This window comes from Streptomyces sp. NBC_00273 (assembly GCF_036178145.1).
Classification (GTDB): Bacteria; Actinomycetota; Actinomycetes; order Streptomycetales; family Streptomycetaceae; genus Streptomyces.
Genome location: NZ_CP108067.1, coordinates 2,439,810 through 2,454,465, shown reverse-complemented (window position 1 = coordinate 2,454,465; position 14,656 = coordinate 2,439,810). Strand labels below are relative to the sequence as shown.

Sequence of the window (14,656 nt, the reverse complement as noted above, 5' to 3'; positions counted from 1 at the left end):
CACGCACGCACGCCCCGGCCCCGGTCCGGGGCGTCGTGCTTTCCCCGGGAGCCGGTGGGCCGGTCCGGACGCACGGGGCCCGTGCGCCTCAGGCGCCGACCGGGTCGGGATCCGGGTCCGCCCACGGGCTGGTGCCGGTGTCCGGGCCGGTGCCGGTGTCCGTGCCGGGTGCCCGGTCGAGCCCGGCGACGGCCCGCTCGGCGGCGGTGAGCGGCGGCGCCTTCAGCGCGCCCCGGTCCGAGGCGCGCAGGACGTGCCAGACCACCGACGGGTGGATCCAGTGGGTGGGTGCGGTGCTCATGGTGAGGACCTTGAGCAGGGCGGCGGTGAGCGCCTCGTCGGTGGTCGCTCCCGTCATCAGCCGGTTGACGTACCCGTTGAGCAGGCCGGTGCCGGCGCGCGGCTTCATTCCGGTGGCCCCGGGATACAGGATGTCCTGCGACGTGGCGAGCTCCCAGGCGGTGCTGACCTGCGGGGCGATGGCGCGCTGCGCCTCGCGGCCGATGCCGGGGTGCCCCAGTCCCTTCGCCCGCAGCAGGGTGCGTACGGCCAGGATGCCCTGGGCCGCGACGGACATGCCCTGTCCGTACAGCGGATTGAAGGTGGCGACGGAGTCGCCGACGGCGAAGAACCCGTCGGGCAGCTCGGCCTTCTCGAAGTAGATCCGGCGGTTGGCGGTGCCCTGGGTGACGGCGACGTCCGTCAGGGGCTTGCGCCCCTCCAGGAGCTCACCGACGATCGGGTCGCGGACGGCCTTGGCGAACGGGATGAAGGCGTCGGGGTCGCCGGTCGGCTGGCCGCCCCGGGTCCCGGAGAGGGTGGCCTGCCACTGGCCGTTCTCGATGGGCACGATCGTGGCCGTCCGGCCCGGTACGGGCACCCTGGGATCGGACTGGACGTTGACGATGGGGAAGCCCATCTCGTGGGCTCCGGCCGGGGCTTCGAAGATCCTCGTCGCGTAGACGAGGCCCGAGTCGACCTCGGCCAGCCGGATGCCGGTGACGCCGAGCGCCTGGAGCCAGGTCCGGGCGCGCGAGCCGCGGCCGCTCGCGTCGATCACGAGGTCGGCGGTCACCAGCCGGCCCGCTTCCTCAGGGGTGTCGACCAGCACGCCGGTGACCCGGGACGCCGTGCCCTCCAGGGCGCGGACCCGGCTCCGCTGGAGCGTGGAAACCCCCTTCAGACCGGTCACCCGGGCGCGGACCACCGAGTCGAGGAGATCGCGACTGCAGGAGATGTTGAACTGCTTCTCCCCGCAGCGCGGGATCCATCCCTGGGCGGTCTTGCTGACCAGGTCGGTGGGCAGGCTGCGGCGGATGGCCCCCGCCTTCGTCCAGTCGTCGGTGATCCCGGGCAGGATCCGCTCGATGGCCCGGGCACCGCCCGACCACAGCAGGTGGGTGTGTCGGGCCTGCGGGAGTCCACGGCGCGGGGCCGGACCCTCGGGCAGCGGGTCGGCGTCGATGACGGTGACCGTGGCGTGCTCGGCGAGGACGGCCGCGGTGAGGAGGCCGGCCAGACTGCCGCCTATGACGACTGCGTGGCGGGGCGGGGTGGACTGGTTCATCGTGGCGTGCTCTCTGTCAGGGCCGTGCCGAGGGCATCGGCGTGAGGGATGCGGCGACCGGCGGCTGCGGGTCGCGGCGTGGCACGGGGCTTCCCCAACCGAGTGAGGACTTGATGCGCTCGATGGCTTCGGGGAGCTGCTGCTCCCGGGGCGACGGCAGGTAGGAGCGCAGGGCGTTGCCGAGGTGCAGGCCGAAGGTTTCGGCCCGGACCTCGTCCGGATCCCCCTGGTCGGCGCGGGCGGCGGCCTGCCGGACCACTGCCTCCAGCCCGGACGCGGAGGCCAGTAGGTCGGCGAGGCGGCCCGGGTGTCCCGCCAGCCGGGCGGCCACCAGCATGCCCGGACCGACGCTGTCGCTGGTTCCCTCGTCCAGGTGCCACAGTTCGTGGCACGCGATGACGAGCTGGTGTTCGGGCCGGGTGTGCTGCTCGACGATGATCAGGTCGACGTCGTCCAGCTCGAGCCACAGCCCGCTCGCGGTGTCGGGCGGGAAGGAGGTGAAATGAACATCGACCTTCCGCTCTCCGCCGCGCCGCTCCGCGTAGGCGGTGCACAGCGCCCCGATGATCTCCCCGGCATCGGCCGGCGGCGTCAGGCGTGCGCCCTCCAGTAGATCGGAGGCCAGTTCGCGCATGGCCCGGGTGGTCCTCATGGTGCTTCTCCCTCAGCGGCGGCGCCCTCGGCCGGCGCCCCGCCCTTCGTGCCCGGCACCCCGAGCTGCCCCTCGCGCGCGAGGAGGTCGTCCAAGTGGTCGGCCAGTGACTTCCAGCCCTGGGGCGACAGCCGCCCGGCCCGCGTGACGATGCTGCGTACGTCGTGCGCCCGCAGCACCGCCAGCATCGGGTTCTCCCGGTCCCGCACGGTGGACTCCAACTCGCCCTCGATCAGGGCGAGGGCGCTGGAGAGCGCCTCGGTGTCGTCGGCCAGCAGGAAGCCGCCCTCGACGCCGTAGAAACGCTGGATCCCGGCGGCCGCGGCGAGGTTCGGCAGGCCCTCGCCCTGGGCGAGGCGGGTCAGCGACTGCCCCGACGCGTCGAAGGACCTGGCGATGGCCGCCAGCGAGTGGGGCTGGCCGTCCTCGCGTACGCGGGTGCGGCGCAGGTGCTCGAACCGTAGGTGCACCTGCTCCTTGAGGGGGAGCCGGGGCGGCCTCCCGTCGAGGGTGAGCCGGATGGCCTGCGGGGTCATGCCGGTGAGGTACGACAGGCGCTCCAGGTCGTCCCGTCCGTCGGGGGCGGTGGTGGCGGACAGGGCGAGGGCCCGTTCCACCGCGCTCTTGCTGTCGGCCAGGAGGAAGCCGGCATGGACGCCGAAGAACCGCTGCACACCGGCAGCATGACCCATCCGGGGCAGCCCGGTACCGGCGTTGAGCGGTCCGAGGGAGGCGCCGGGCGCATCGAAGTCGTCGGCGATGGCCGCCAGCGGCCACTCCCGGCCGTGCTTGTCGCGCCGGGTCGCGCGCAGTCGCAGGAACCGTTGGTGCACCCGCCGCTCCAGCGGCGCCTCCACGGCGGTGCCCGCCACCACCTGGGGCACGCGGCCGGGTTCGACCCCGGACAGATGACTCAGCCGCTCCACCGCCAGCACCGCGGACGGATCCTGACCGTGCTCCTGCGCCAGGGCCCAGGTGCGACGCCAGACGGCGGCGAGATCGGGTCGGGCGGTGGCTCGCACCGGCGGATTCTCCATATGTCGACAAGGCGTTCGAGTGATTCGGCTTCGCGAAGCCTAGCCCCCCGCCCCTGGCCGAACCAGGGGAACCCCAACGTTTCCTGCCGTACAGCTCAAAAAGGGTTGGGGTCCCTCCGCCGTCGCCAAACCGGAATAACAGGCTTCGGCTGTAGGGCGGATGAGGCAGCTGGTCGCTCCTGATCCGTTTACGATCGACCCATGACCTCACCTCAGTCGGATGCCGCGTAGGGCCCCGCGTGCGCTCAGGGCCACCGCGCCCCACAGGCAGAGCGACGGCAAGACGAGCACGCTGCTCATCAGCGCGTGCCCCGGGCCTCCGGTGTGCACGGACGTCCACACCTACCTCTTCGTCGACGGCATCGACGTGGTGGCGGGCAGCAACAGCGGGACGGCCGGACTCCACCCGCGGCAACTGCTCCGGCCGGGCGGGCCGCTCCATCCGACGGACATGCCGCGCAGCGCGGTCGTGGCCACCGAAGTCCGGCCCGGGCCAGGGCCGGACCCGCTGACCATCCGGGTTCGGCTCCGGGGCGGGACGGTCATCTGGTCCGACCTCATGTACGCGGGCCCCGACGACACCACCGTCGAAGAGGTCCGCTTCCACCTGGAGCAGTACCTGGGCGAGATCGAGCGGGCCTACGCGGCCTTGCAGGATCACCCCTGAGACCGCACGGCGCCTCCGGGGCGGGAGTGCAGGTGCGCGGGGCGGGCGGGCTCCGCGGGTTGTCAGTGCTCTGCCGTAGCCTCGTGCAGTTGATGTCCTTGACCCGACGGGGGTGGGTATGGCGACGTGGCTTCTGGCCTGCAACCAGGAGATGTTCGAGCTCGACAGGTACCGGAAGGACGGCCACGAACTCAGTTCCTGGAGCGTCGGGCGGTACCTCAAGCACCTGGCCGCCGGCGACCGGTTCGTCATGTGGGTGACGGGGCCCCGGGGCGGCCTCGTCGGCAGGGGGCGCATCACCGGCGCCCCGACGCAGCAGGCGAGCGCCCCCGACGAGTACTGGCAAGAAGACCCCGGAACGCGCTGGTACGCGCCGCTGGTCATGGACGAGTGGCTGGGGCGGGCGGTCCCGCGTCAGCGTTTCCAGGAGGACGCGCGCTTTCAGGAGGGGTCCCCGCTGGGCTCCCTGTTCGCCACGAACCCGCACCGGGTGACGGAGGAGCAGTGGAGCGCCTTCGAAGAGGCCTTCGCTGAGGGGCAGGCCGAGAACGCGGCGCCCGCTTGGCACCTCCTCCCGGGCCAGACCATCAAGCGCAAGGAGCTGCACGACCGGTACGGCGGTAGCCGCCAGGGCGGCATCAGCAAGTGCGCCAAATCGGACAACGTGCTGTTGTTCAGCGATCCGAAGACGGGTCACCAGCACGGCTACTTCGACAAGTGGGCCGAGGACGGCACGTTCCACTACACGGGGGACGGCCAGATCGGGCCGCAGACCTTCGACAGCCTGGGGAACGCCTCCACCCGGGACCACGTCAGCCTGGGGCTCGCGTTGCGGCTCTTCGAAGGGTCGCGCGGAGTCGTCCGCTACGTCGGCGAGTTCGCGGTGGACCCGGAGCAGCCGTATTCGTGGGGTGAGGCCCCGGAGACGGGCGGCGGGCCGCTGCGCAAGGTCATCCGGTTCCACCTGGCGCCGGTCGGCAGCACCACTCAGCCGGCGAGCGTCCCCGTCGGTTGCGGATACCGCGTGGCGGACGAATCGGTAGAGCCGTCCCCCGCCCAGCTCAGCCCCTCCGACTCCGATCTCGTGGGGAGGAACCTCAAGGCGCACCGCAAGCTGCAGAACGACTTGGCGAAGGCGGCCGCCGCGCACGGACTGGAGGTGCTCTCACCGGGCATCGGCGACCCCGACTTCGACCTCGGGTGGCGGCTGACCGCTGCCGGGCTGACGGTGTGCGAAGTGAAGTCGCTGACGCCGGCCAACGAGACGCGTCAGCTGCGCACGGGCATCGGGCAACTCCTCGACTACCACGACAGGCTCAAGGACAGGGCGGACTCCGTGCGCGCCGTTCTCTGGGTGGAGCGCGAGCCGTTGGAGTCGCGGTGGGTCGCCCTGTGCGAGCGCGTCGGGATCACGCTCGCTTGGCCCGGCCGTGAAGACGACGTGCTCGCCTGAACGCGATCGTCCACGCGTCCGGCGGGCGGTACGCCCGGTCGCCCGGCCGGCAACTGGCACGGGCAAGGGCCGGCACCCCCTGAGCACACCCCGGAGGGGGCCCGTTACCTCCGGGGTAACGAGCCCCGGCCGGGGACGTGCAGGGAAGGGCGCGACTGTCATCAGCTCGCACCCCAAGCCGTCCATGCCAGTCCATACAGATCCACACTGAGTTGCCGTCGGTGGCTCCCCGATTGGCTCCCCCGTAAGCGCACCCACGCTTCTTGTTGCACAGGAAGCCATGCCCCCTCCGCCCACCAGGCAGGTCACCTCCCCTCCTTGCCCCAACTGGGCCCCGGTTGGCAGCCATTGGTCGTTGCCAATTACCTCCAGCCACCCTCCGACGGCCCACAGGCGGCACCGCAATCGGGGAGCTTCGCCTCTGATCACGGCTCCGGAGGCCCCGTGTGCGCTACGCGTATCGCGAGGCCAAGGGCCTGGAGGCGACATCCGCCGCCTCGCCCGTCCACGAATAGTCCGCAGAGCTGGCGGGGCAGGAGTGTTGGCCGCCCGTCTGTCCCCCGACGGCGCTGCGGCGGCCGGGGGAGTCCTGATTCTGGTGTTCGGCTGCACCGGTGGGCCCAGGTTTGGTGTGATCTGAGGGTGAGTGGAGTAGTAGAGACCATCATCCCCTCGGCTTCGTCATTTGCAGCTGCCGGCATTGCCGCGTGGTTGGCCGTGAGAGGGGTACGCCATCAGGCAAACATCCAGCGCGAACTAGCAGTAGGTACTCAATCTGCGCAACGAGAGTCTGAGGCTCGTGCAGCGAGGCGGGAGGCGTACGCAAAGTTCATTTCTGCTGCTGTGCGCACAGCGGGGCTGGTTGTCCGCGTGAGCGAGGTGGGCATCACTGCGGACGAATACCGAGATCGCCGTGAGGGCGCGCAACAAGCTCTGAACGAGGTAATCGAGCATGAGGCGATCGTGAGCGTCGAAGGGCCGGAGGGCGTCGCTCTTGCGGCTGCTCAAGCGCGCCGAAGCCTCGACCACGAGCTGGCTGTTATTTTGGCGCACCATCAGGCTCAGGAATCTTGGGAAGCCGTTGAGCAAGCAGGGAGTGCCCGACGGGAGGCGGTCGGGAGAATGACCACAGCTGCTCGCCGCGTCTTCAACGGGGAAAGCACCTTTGCGGCTCCGGCTCCGTGCAGGGTGGGATAGCCGCCCGTTGACGTCAGGTTTGGATGCAGAAGCCCCGCCGGGATCGGAGGGGCTTCGTTCTGGTGGGCGCGGACGGTTTCGAACCGCCGACATCTGCTTTGTAAGCTCGCCCGGCGACTACCATTCACGGACCGAGCCCAAGCCGCAGAGCCCTCCCTAGGCGGCTTGTGAGTGCCACGATCCACCAACGGTGATGTCAGTTGCGGATGTCAGTAGTCGGTCACCACCAGGACCACTTCTTCTTCCGAAGCCCCTGCTTCTTAGCCTTGGCTGCCGCCTCCTCGCGGTCTGCCTCCCCGCGGGCTGTCCAGTCGCCCTGATGCTGGTAGCACTGGCCGCTGCCCACGATGGCCGGCGTCGCCACCGGCCAATTTTTTCGCGGCCCCACACTTCGGCTGGGTCACTTCGCCTCGCCCCCTCCCTTGCAGCCGCACGGACGCTGGCAGCGTCTCGCCACCTGCGTCGGCTGGGAAGGCGCGCACTGGAGCACAGCGGGGCATGCAACTCCGGAGGCCCCGCGCGTCTCGGGTATTTCTGCAGGTCAGGTCCCATATGTGGTCTCTCCTGCCATGCCGGTCCACGAATAGCCGCGACTCCCCGCTCACTCCCAGGTCGGCGACGGCTACTCGTGGGCTTGCAGCACTGTCTGAGCTATCGCACCGGCTCATCCCCAGATCACGGCCTCTGCGTCACCAGAGGACAGGCTTCCATGAGGTGCCAGTGAGGTTGACACACGTGACGTTGAACGCTCGACATTAGGTACGAGAAGTCGACAAAACGCCTGCTCAGGCCAGGTGTGGGGAAGATTCCAGCCACCAGATGGCGTCATCTAGATGTTGCGCTTATTTCGACTGTTTCGGATACTGTGACTAGCCATCGCAGGCATACTGTCTACCTGAGCAGCGAGGGGTGTGAGATGACCAAGACAGACATCAGGCCAGTGACGATCCCCCCCGAGCAAACTGCGTCCACGAACCGAGCGCTGCAGCGGGTTCGCAGCTACCTGGAAGCGCACAAGGACCGTCGCGAGATCACAGTCACCGTCGAGGACGGCGAACCCGAGCAGCTGACCCTTCCTCGCGAGGCGGTCGAGCTCTTGGCCGGCCTTCTTGCGCACCTGGGGGCTGGCCGCGGTGTCTCTGTTGTGCCAGCGGATGCTGAGCTAACCACCCAGCAGGCCGCGGACATGCTCAACGTTTCCCGACCCTTCCTTGTCGGACTACTGAACGCCGGCGAGATCGAGTATCGGAACGTCGGGACTCACCGCAGGATCAAAGCGTCATCGCTCGTGGAGTACAAGCAGCAGGATGACCGCAGGCGCCGCGCTGCCGCCGATGAGCTTACGGAGCTCGGCCAGGAGATGGGATTGATGTAGTCAATGGCATTCGTCGCCATTTATGACGCCAATGTGCTCTATCCGAGCGTCCTGCGTGACGTGCTCATCCGGGTTGGCGCTGCAGGCCTGGTGCAAGCTAAGTGGACGGACGCGATCCTTGACGAGACGTTCCGGAGTCTCGAGGCTAACCGGCCCGACCTGAGCCCAGAGCGTTTGAGTCGCACGCGCAGTGCCATGAAGGGGGCGATTCGAGACTGTATGGTCATCGGATACGAGCCCCTTATTGATGCAATAGAACTGCCGGACCCTGACGATCGCCACGTCCTGGCGGCGGCGATACGCGCGAAAGCGCAGGCGATCGTCACTTTCAACCTGAAGGATTTTCCGCAAGAGGCTCTGGCTCCATGGGATGTAGAAGCGATCCATCCTGATGCATTCTTGGAGGCGCAGATCGACCTGAATCCGCAGATTATATATGCGGTTCTTCAGCAAATTTCCGATGGGTGCAAGAAACCGCCTCTGGCTGTTGCGGATCTGATCGAAAGTCTCGAACGAACCGGCCTTGTCTCTTCGGTAGCCGCCCTGCGGGCCTTGAATTAGTGCTACTTGGGCGCCCCTGAGATTCACCGGATACGCTGCCCTTCCGATCCGTAGCTCTATCCGGATCGGTCCGTAACGGGTTACACCGGCGGCTTCAATGCCCTTCCGGGGTCCCGGCGACCGGGGGAGGTTGCGGTACGACACTGCCATAGCGCAGACCCTGCGGGCCCCGACTCGCGCCGGGGCCCCGGGAGCGTTAGTCGGCGTAGTCGCGGGGGTCGTAGCCGTGGTTGCAGGCCATGGTGTGCTCCTTCGAGGTCGGTGCCGTTGACCTGATGGGCACCGCCCAGAACCGTGCTGCCCTCGGGATCAGGGCAGCGGTGCCGACCGGCAGTCACCACCTAGTCGCCCCAACCCCGCGGCCTGCACGCGCACCTCGGGCTCACCGTCACTGACCTGCGTCCCAAAGCTGATCAGAATGTTGGCAACAGGCCGCGACGGGCTAGCTCTTCTTTGATCCAAAGCTCGCGCTGCTGATGAGCCCACAGGAACTCGGTGACCCGAGTATCGCGCTTGCTCTGATTGGTCCGGGCCACCTGTTGGCCGAGTACCTCCTGCACCTTGTCCCGCAGCTCCGCGAGCTTCGGCCTCGCCGGATCATCGGCACTGATCCGAGCGTCGAAGGTGGCCAGCGCTTCACCCCACAGCTGCGCGGAGTAGGCGTCCGCTCCCTCCGAGTCCTCGTGGCTGCGAGACTCCATCTTCAACATCTCCGTGGCCTTCTCCCTGCCTTCCTTCAGCACAGGAAGAAGGGAGAGCAGGGTGGAACTGTCCAGCGCGCCGTAGACGGTCTGCCAACCGTCGGTCTTGTCTGCCATACCAGCACGCTAGCGATCTGCGAAGCATGAAATGACGTGGTTGGAAAGATCCCTCGGGTCCAAGGCCGAGCAAACCGTCAACGCCGCCTGCCACGAGCCGCTTGCGAGCTGCCTTAACCACTCGACCCAGCTCCCAACCCGTCTGCCGTCGACCCACACGTTTGTGGAGCGGACGCCAGGAGCCCTGTCTGCTCGGCTTGCCTGGGTCGATGGCAGCGGGATGGGAGCTCCTGCACGCACCACAACGCGCCGGCGGCCGGGCTGGAGCGGGGCGGAGACAGGAGCGCAGGCCCGGGCGACGCGCCGCGCGCGCCGCGCTGTGCGCGGCGGGTGCCTTGATGTAGTAGGGAACCTTCACCGCAGCGCAGCGTGTTCATAGGCCTGGTGGTCGGTCTGGAACGGGTAGTCGGCCAGCAGATGACCGATTCAGTTCAGGGATGCGGGGAAGGTCTGGAGCACGGAAGGGTTGGTTTTTCCCGACGACCACGGGAAGCAGCGAACGTCGACCAACGTATTACGCAACTTCCGTTCGTTGCTACGCGAGGCCGGCGTGAAGAGTCCCGAGAAGTGGACAGTCCGGATGCTCCGCACGAGCTGTGTATCGCTGCTGTCCGCTCACGGCATTCCCATCGAGGTGATCGCCCTCGTCGTCGGACACAGCGGAACGCACACGACGGAACGGGTGTACCGCAAGCAGCTTCAGCCCGTCATCAGAGATGGCGCGCAGGCCATGGACGAGATCTTCGGATCTGGGAGAGGAGCGGCGCTATCCGGTGGCCCCGAGGGCTGATCTGACCCTGCGTGGCCCCCAGTTTGGCTCTCTTGTGCCAGGTCTTCGCCTGGCGCGAGGGGCTGACCTGGGGGCAACGGCGCATGCCTGCCCCAATTGGGATTACCTCCGGGGTAATCGACCCTCCTCGCGGACCCCGGCACAGTGGACGCATCGGGTTCCGGGGCCGCGCACTCGGTCCCGGGATCCGTGTCCCGCCTGGCCGTTCGACCTCGATGGAGGCTGATTCCCATGTCCGCGACCCCGCTCGCCGGCTTCACCCGCAATCGCGTCCCGCAGACCGCCCTGCGCCGGATCCTCGCCCTCGACTCGGTCGTCACCACCGCCAACGGGCTCGCGTACGTCGCCCTGTCCGCCCCGCTCGGCCGGCTGCTCGGGGTCGGGCAGGGGCTGTTGCTGGAACTGGGGATCCTCCTCGTCGCGTACGGGGCCGGCGTCGGATGGCTCGCCTCGCGGCCGCAGCCGCCCGTCCTGCCCGTGAAGCTCGTCGTCGAGACGAACTACGCCTGGGCCGCCCTCAGCCTGGCGTCGTTGGCCCTCTGGTTCGAGCCCACCACCGCCGGGCTGCTGTGGATCCCGGCGCAGGCCGTCACCGTGGCCGGCTTCGCCGTGCTCCAGCAGCTCGCCCTGCGTTCGGGCTCAGCCTCCCAGTGAGCGCAGGTACTTCACCGTCGCCGGGTCGGCCGGGAGCATCGTCTCGATGGCCAGCTCGGCGACGGTCACGTCCATCGGCGTATTGAAGGTCGCGATGGACGACACGAACGACAACAGGTGCCCGTCGTGCTCGATGACCAGCGGCAGCGCGATGTACGGGGTGGACTCCTCCGGAGCGCCGTCGCCGCCCGGGCGCTCGGCGACCGGATAGGCCGACACCTCCTCGTACAGGGCGCGCAGCGGCTCGGAGCGGGCCAGTGCGATCTGCCGCTCCATCTGCGCCAGCAGGTGCCCGCGCCACTCCTTGAGGTTGTGGATCCGCGGGGCCAGGCCCTCGGGGTGCAAGGTGATCCGCATGGCGTTCAGCGGCGGGGTCAGCAGGTGCTCCGGTAGCCCGTCCAGCAGCATCGCGATGCCCCGGTTGGCGGCGACGACGTCGTACACGGCGTTCACGACCAGGGCCGGGTAGGGCTCGTACCCGGCCAGCAGGCGGGCGATGCCCTCGCGCAGCGTCTCCATCGCCGGGTCGTCCAGCGCGGTGTGCGCATAGCGCGGGGCGTAACCCGCCGCGAGCAGCAGGGAGTTGCGCTCCCGCATCGGTACGTCGAGATGGCCGGCGAGCCGCAGCACCATCTCCTCGCTCGGCCGGGACCGGCCCGTTTCGATGAAGCTGATGTGCCGGGACGAGGAGTCGGCGCGGCCCGCCAGCTCCAGCTGGCTGATGCCGCGCCGCTCCCGCCAGGCGCGCAGCAGGGTGCCCACACTCGTCGTCGTCATGCGTACGACGTTAGCCGAGAGGGGTCAGCCCAGGTCGAAGACGTTCCGCAGGCCGAGACGGTAGCGCCACCGGTCGTGCCGTTTGGCGGGCTCCAGTTCCGGCGCCCGGTACATCGGATGGACGGTGCACCGCGGGGCGTCGGAACCGTCGTGGTCCAGCAGGGAGTTGACGGCCGCGCGCGCCGAGGCGTTGGCCCCTTCCATCGTCGCGAGGTCGATGTCGACGGCGACGTAGTCCCCGCTGAGGAAGAAGTTCGGGATGCGGGTGCCCGCGCTCGGTCGGTTGTGCAGGGTGCCGACCGGGTGGATCAACAGCTCGTCCTGGTTGGTGGGGTGCGGGGTGCCGAGCCCGTCCACGCCCGGGTCCAGGAACCACGAGTGCAGCGTGGAGTCGGTCAGCAGGGTCCGCCCGGTGTCGTTGAGGGAGGCCTTCAGCTGGGCCCACACCTCGCGCGCCACCTCCTCGCGCGTGCACTGCTTGGCCGTCTTTCCGTACAGGATCCCCGGTTTGTCCCACTCGGAGATGTCCACCGACAGGCAGTCGACCGCCGTCCCGTCGCCGTAGTCGGCCGGGAAGTCTCGGGACGGCCAGTGCTCGGCCTGCTGGATCGCCGTCAACGACCAGGGGGAGTCGATGCAGTTGAGGTGGCCGTGCACCAGCTCGGCCCGTTCGGTCAGATAGAACTGGATGCCGGTCATCCAGTCCGTCTCCAGCGCGTCGCAGCGCCCCAGCATCGGATCGGCGGCCCGTAGCGCCGCGCTCCAGGTGCGGCGGGCGTGCTCGACGGGCAGCGCGCTCACGTAGTGGTCGGCGGTGACGGTCCGCCCGGCGCCGTCCGGGCCCTCGACGGCGACCCCGCTCACCCGACCGCCCGCGTACCGCACCTCCCGCACGGTCCAGCCGATCCTGAACTCCACGCCGAGGGAGCGCAGATGGGCCTCCCAGGGGTCGATCCAGGCCTCGTTGGTCGGCAGGTTGAGGATCCGGTCGGGCGGGCCGTCCGCCCCGCGCCCCAGCAGGTTGAGGACGAAGGCCTCGCCGAGGGTGCCGACCGTACGGGTGGAGGCCTCCTCGGCCTTGGTCGCCACGATGTTGCGGGTGATGCCGACGGCGAGGATGCGCCGGTACTCGTTCGACATCCGCTCCGCGCGCACGAAGTCCCACCAGGGCGTCCGCTCCCAGACCTCCTCGCGCCGCTCGTCGCAGCTGGTCAGGAAGACCAGCACGCGGTCGACGAAGTACGCCGTCTCGTGCGGCGGGAGCCGGACGAGCGTCTGCAGGATGCCGGCGAGGGCGCGCCGGATCTCCTCGGGCGTCAGCTCGGCGGGGGAGTGACCGGGCCACGGGATCGGTCCGCGCAGGTCCTCGCGCCCGGCCGCCCGGGCGAACATCATCTCGCGCGGGGCGACGAGGTTGTCCCACACCCCGGCCGCGTTCCCGGGGAACGGGATGCGCCGCATGGTGTCGGGCAGGTTGTGGTAAATGCCGGGGATGAAGCGGAAGCCGTGCTCGGCGGGCAGTGGCCGGCGCCCGCCGCGGGCGCTTCCGGGTACGTCCATGCTGCGCGCCTTGCCGCCGAGGGCCCGGCGCTCGTACACGGTCACGGCGTATCCGCGCTCGGCGAGTTCGTGCGCCGCCGTCAGGCCCGCCACCCCGCCGCCGAGCACCGCGACGCGCCGTCCGGCGGGAGCCGGTCCGGTCCCGGCGGCTGCCGCTGGAGTCGCCCCGGCCCCGGCCGGGACCGCCCCGGCGGCGGCCGCCGCGCCCGCGCCCGCGATGAACGTACGCCTGGAACTTCCTGTGCCCGCCATGACGGATGCCCCCTCGTTACCGCCGGTAACAGTGTGTTCGGTGCAGGAGCCTATGGGGGGTGCGACGGACCCGGAAGGTGCAGGAGCACCCGAGCGCACTATGGCGCGAAAGGATTGGTCCGGTGTGCACTGTGGGAACCTTGACTACACGTCACGGGGAAAAGGAGCCGGTGCATGCCGAGTGAGCCGTTGTCACAGAAGGAGATCGAGGACCGGTTGCGGGAGCTCCCCGGCTGGGCCTTCGAGGACGACCGGATCTTCCGCACCTACCGGCTGGGCACGCATTTCGCCGCGAGCGCCCTCGTCGTCCATATCGCCACCGTCCAGGATGAGTTGAACCACCACTCCGACCTGACCCTCGGCTACAACACGGTCCGGCTCTCCGTGAACAGCCACGATGCCGGTGGTGTGGTGACGGAGTCCGACTTCGCCCTCGCCGAACGCGTCGAGGCCCTCGCCCCGGCCCACGGCGCGAGCTGATGACCACGCACATACCGTCCGTGAGATCCCTGCTCGACTACGACGCCGAGGCCGAGGCCTACGACACCACCCGCGGCGGCGTCCCGCGCGCCGAAGCCGCGGCCGCCGCCGTTCTCGAGCTGCTCCCCGCGGACGCGCAGACCCTCCTCGACATCGGCTGCGGCACCGGCATCGTCACCAGCCGGATCAGGCGCCCCGCCCTACGCGTCCTGGGCGCGGACGCCTCCCACGGCATGGCCGCGATAGCGGTGCGGCGCGGCATCCCGGTGACCCTCGCCGATGCGGCCCGGCTGCCGGTCCGGTCGCAGTCCCTGGACGCGGTCAGCGCGGTGTGGCTGCTGCACCTGCTGCGCGAGCCGGGACTGGTGCCGGCGGTGATCGCCGAGGCCGCCCGGGTGCTGCGGCCCGGCGGGGTCTTCCTCGCCACCGTGGACAAGGACTCGGCGCACGACGTCGGCAGCGACATCGACGCCGTCTTCGCCGCGCACCTGACCCCGACCCCCTCGGACGCCTCCGGGGAGGTCGAGGCCTACGCGGCCAGGGCGGGCCTGCTCGCGGTCGGCGAGGCGCTTTTCACCGGCCACGGCCAGGGCCGTACCCCGCGCGGCTCCGCCGAGTCCCTGCTCGCGGGCCGGTACGCCTCCCGGATCGTCCCGCGCGGCATCACCGCGCAGGAGCTGGCGGCCCGGCTGGAACTGCTGCCGGACCAGGACGTCCCGCGCGCGGAGCCGACGTACCGCATACGGAGCTTCGTACGCGTCTGACCCGCGCGGAGGGCTGACCGGACCCGGACCCAGACCCGGACCCGGACCCGGA

Annotated in this window: 14 protein-coding genes; 8 read left to right on the top strand and 6 right to left on the bottom strand. The window is 69.6% G+C overall.

Annotated features, from left to right (window positions below; genetic code table 11):
* Positions 1-88 precede the first annotated feature (88 nt).
* Genes OG386_RS10440 through OG386_RS10430 form a run of 3 tightly spaced genes read right to left on the bottom strand, consistent with a single transcriptional unit; the run spans position 89 to position 3,241 of the window.
* Entirely contained in the window at positions 89-1,567 is a 1,479-nt protein-coding gene (locus tag OG386_RS10440; protein WP_328787893.1) for an NAD(P)/FAD-dependent oxidoreductase, read from the bottom strand.
* A 16-nt stretch (positions 1,568-1,583) separates the two neighbouring features.
* Positions 1,584-2,219 carry a toxin-antitoxin system, toxin component gene (locus OG386_RS10435; RefSeq protein WP_328787892.1) on the bottom strand — a complete coding sequence of 212 codons (636 nt, stop codon included), beginning with the start codon at positions 2,217-2,219 and terminating at the stop codon, positions 1,584-1,586.
* Positions 2,216-3,241, bottom strand: a complete 1,026-nt coding sequence (locus OG386_RS10430) for a hypothetical protein (RefSeq protein ID WP_328787891.1) — start codon at positions 3,239-3,241, stop codon at positions 2,216-2,218. The genes OG386_RS10435 and OG386_RS10430 overlap by 4 nt, the downstream gene beginning before the upstream one ends.
* Before the next feature lie 235 nt (positions 3,242-3,476).
* Between OG386_RS10430 and OG386_RS10425 the strand changes: the two genes are divergently transcribed.
* From OG386_RS10425 to OG386_RS10410, 4 genes are all read left to right on the top strand, one after another.
* Entirely contained in the window at positions 3,477-3,923 is a 447-nt protein-coding gene (locus OG386_RS10425; protein WP_328787890.1) for a hypothetical protein, read from the top strand.
* Positions 3,924-4,041: 118 nt separating this feature from the next.
* On the top strand, positions 4,042-5,376 hold the full coding sequence (locus OG386_RS10420; RefSeq protein ID WP_328787889.1) for a hypothetical protein: 1,335 nt from the start codon (positions 4,042-4,044) through the stop codon (positions 5,374-5,376).
* A 2,113-nt stretch (positions 5,377-7,489) separates the two neighbouring features.
* On the top strand, positions 7,490-7,948 hold the full coding sequence (locus OG386_RS10415; RefSeq protein WP_328787888.1) for a helix-turn-helix domain-containing protein: 459 nt from the start codon (positions 7,490-7,492) through the stop codon (positions 7,946-7,948).
* 3 nt (positions 7,949-7,951) lie between these two features.
* Positions 7,952-8,509 (top strand): PIN domain-containing protein, encoded by a 558-nt coding sequence (locus tag OG386_RS10410; RefSeq protein WP_328787887.1) that lies wholly within the window; start codon positions 7,952-7,954, stop codon positions 8,507-8,509.
* A gap of 413 nt (positions 8,510-8,922) precedes the next feature.
* Here OG386_RS10410 and OG386_RS10405 read toward each other — a convergent pair whose 3' ends face one another.
* Positions 8,923-9,327 (bottom strand): hypothetical protein, encoded by a 405-nt coding sequence (locus OG386_RS10405; protein ID WP_328787886.1) that lies wholly within the window; start codon positions 9,325-9,327, stop codon positions 8,923-8,925.
* Positions 9,328-9,793: 466 nt separating this feature from the next.
* On the opposite strand from OG386_RS10405, the gene OG386_RS10400 reads away from it, so the two are divergent.
* Positions 9,794-10,117: a tyrosine-type recombinase/integrase gene (locus OG386_RS10400; RefSeq protein ID WP_328787885.1), complete on the top strand. Its 324-nt coding sequence runs from the start codon at positions 9,794-9,796 to the stop codon at positions 10,115-10,117.
* Positions 10,118-10,348: 231 nt separating this feature from the next.
* On the top strand, positions 10,349-10,771 hold the full coding sequence (locus OG386_RS10395; RefSeq protein WP_328787884.1) for a hypothetical protein: 423 nt from the start codon (positions 10,349-10,351) through the stop codon (positions 10,769-10,771).
* Here OG386_RS10395 and OG386_RS10390 read toward each other — a convergent pair.
* Both OG386_RS10390 and OG386_RS10385 read right to left on the bottom strand, forming a co-directional pair.
* Positions 10,757-11,548: a helix-turn-helix domain-containing protein gene (locus OG386_RS10390; RefSeq protein WP_328787883.1), complete on the bottom strand. Its 792-nt coding sequence runs from the start codon at positions 11,546-11,548 to the stop codon at positions 10,757-10,759. The genes OG386_RS10395 and OG386_RS10390 overlap by 15 nt on opposite strands.
* Positions 11,549-11,572: 24 nt before the next feature.
* Positions 11,573-13,360: a hydroxysqualene dehydroxylase gene (locus OG386_RS10385; RefSeq protein ID WP_328787882.1), complete on the bottom strand. Its 1,788-nt coding sequence runs from the start codon at positions 13,358-13,360 to the stop codon at positions 11,573-11,575.
* Positions 13,361-13,534: 174 nt separating this feature from the next.
* Here OG386_RS10385 and OG386_RS10380 point away from each other — a divergent pair, with 174 nt between their 5' ends.
* Entirely contained in the window at positions 13,535-13,840 is a 306-nt protein-coding gene (locus tag OG386_RS10380) for a 4a-hydroxytetrahydrobiopterin dehydratase (RefSeq protein WP_328787880.1), read from the top strand.
* Complete coding sequence (locus OG386_RS10375) at positions 13,840-14,604, top strand: class I SAM-dependent methyltransferase (protein ID WP_328787879.1); 765 nt, start codon at positions 13,840-13,842, stop codon at positions 14,602-14,604. Before OG386_RS10380 ends, OG386_RS10375 begins: the two co-directional genes overlap by 1 nt.
* The last annotated feature ends 52 nt before the right edge of the window (positions 14,605-14,656 follow it).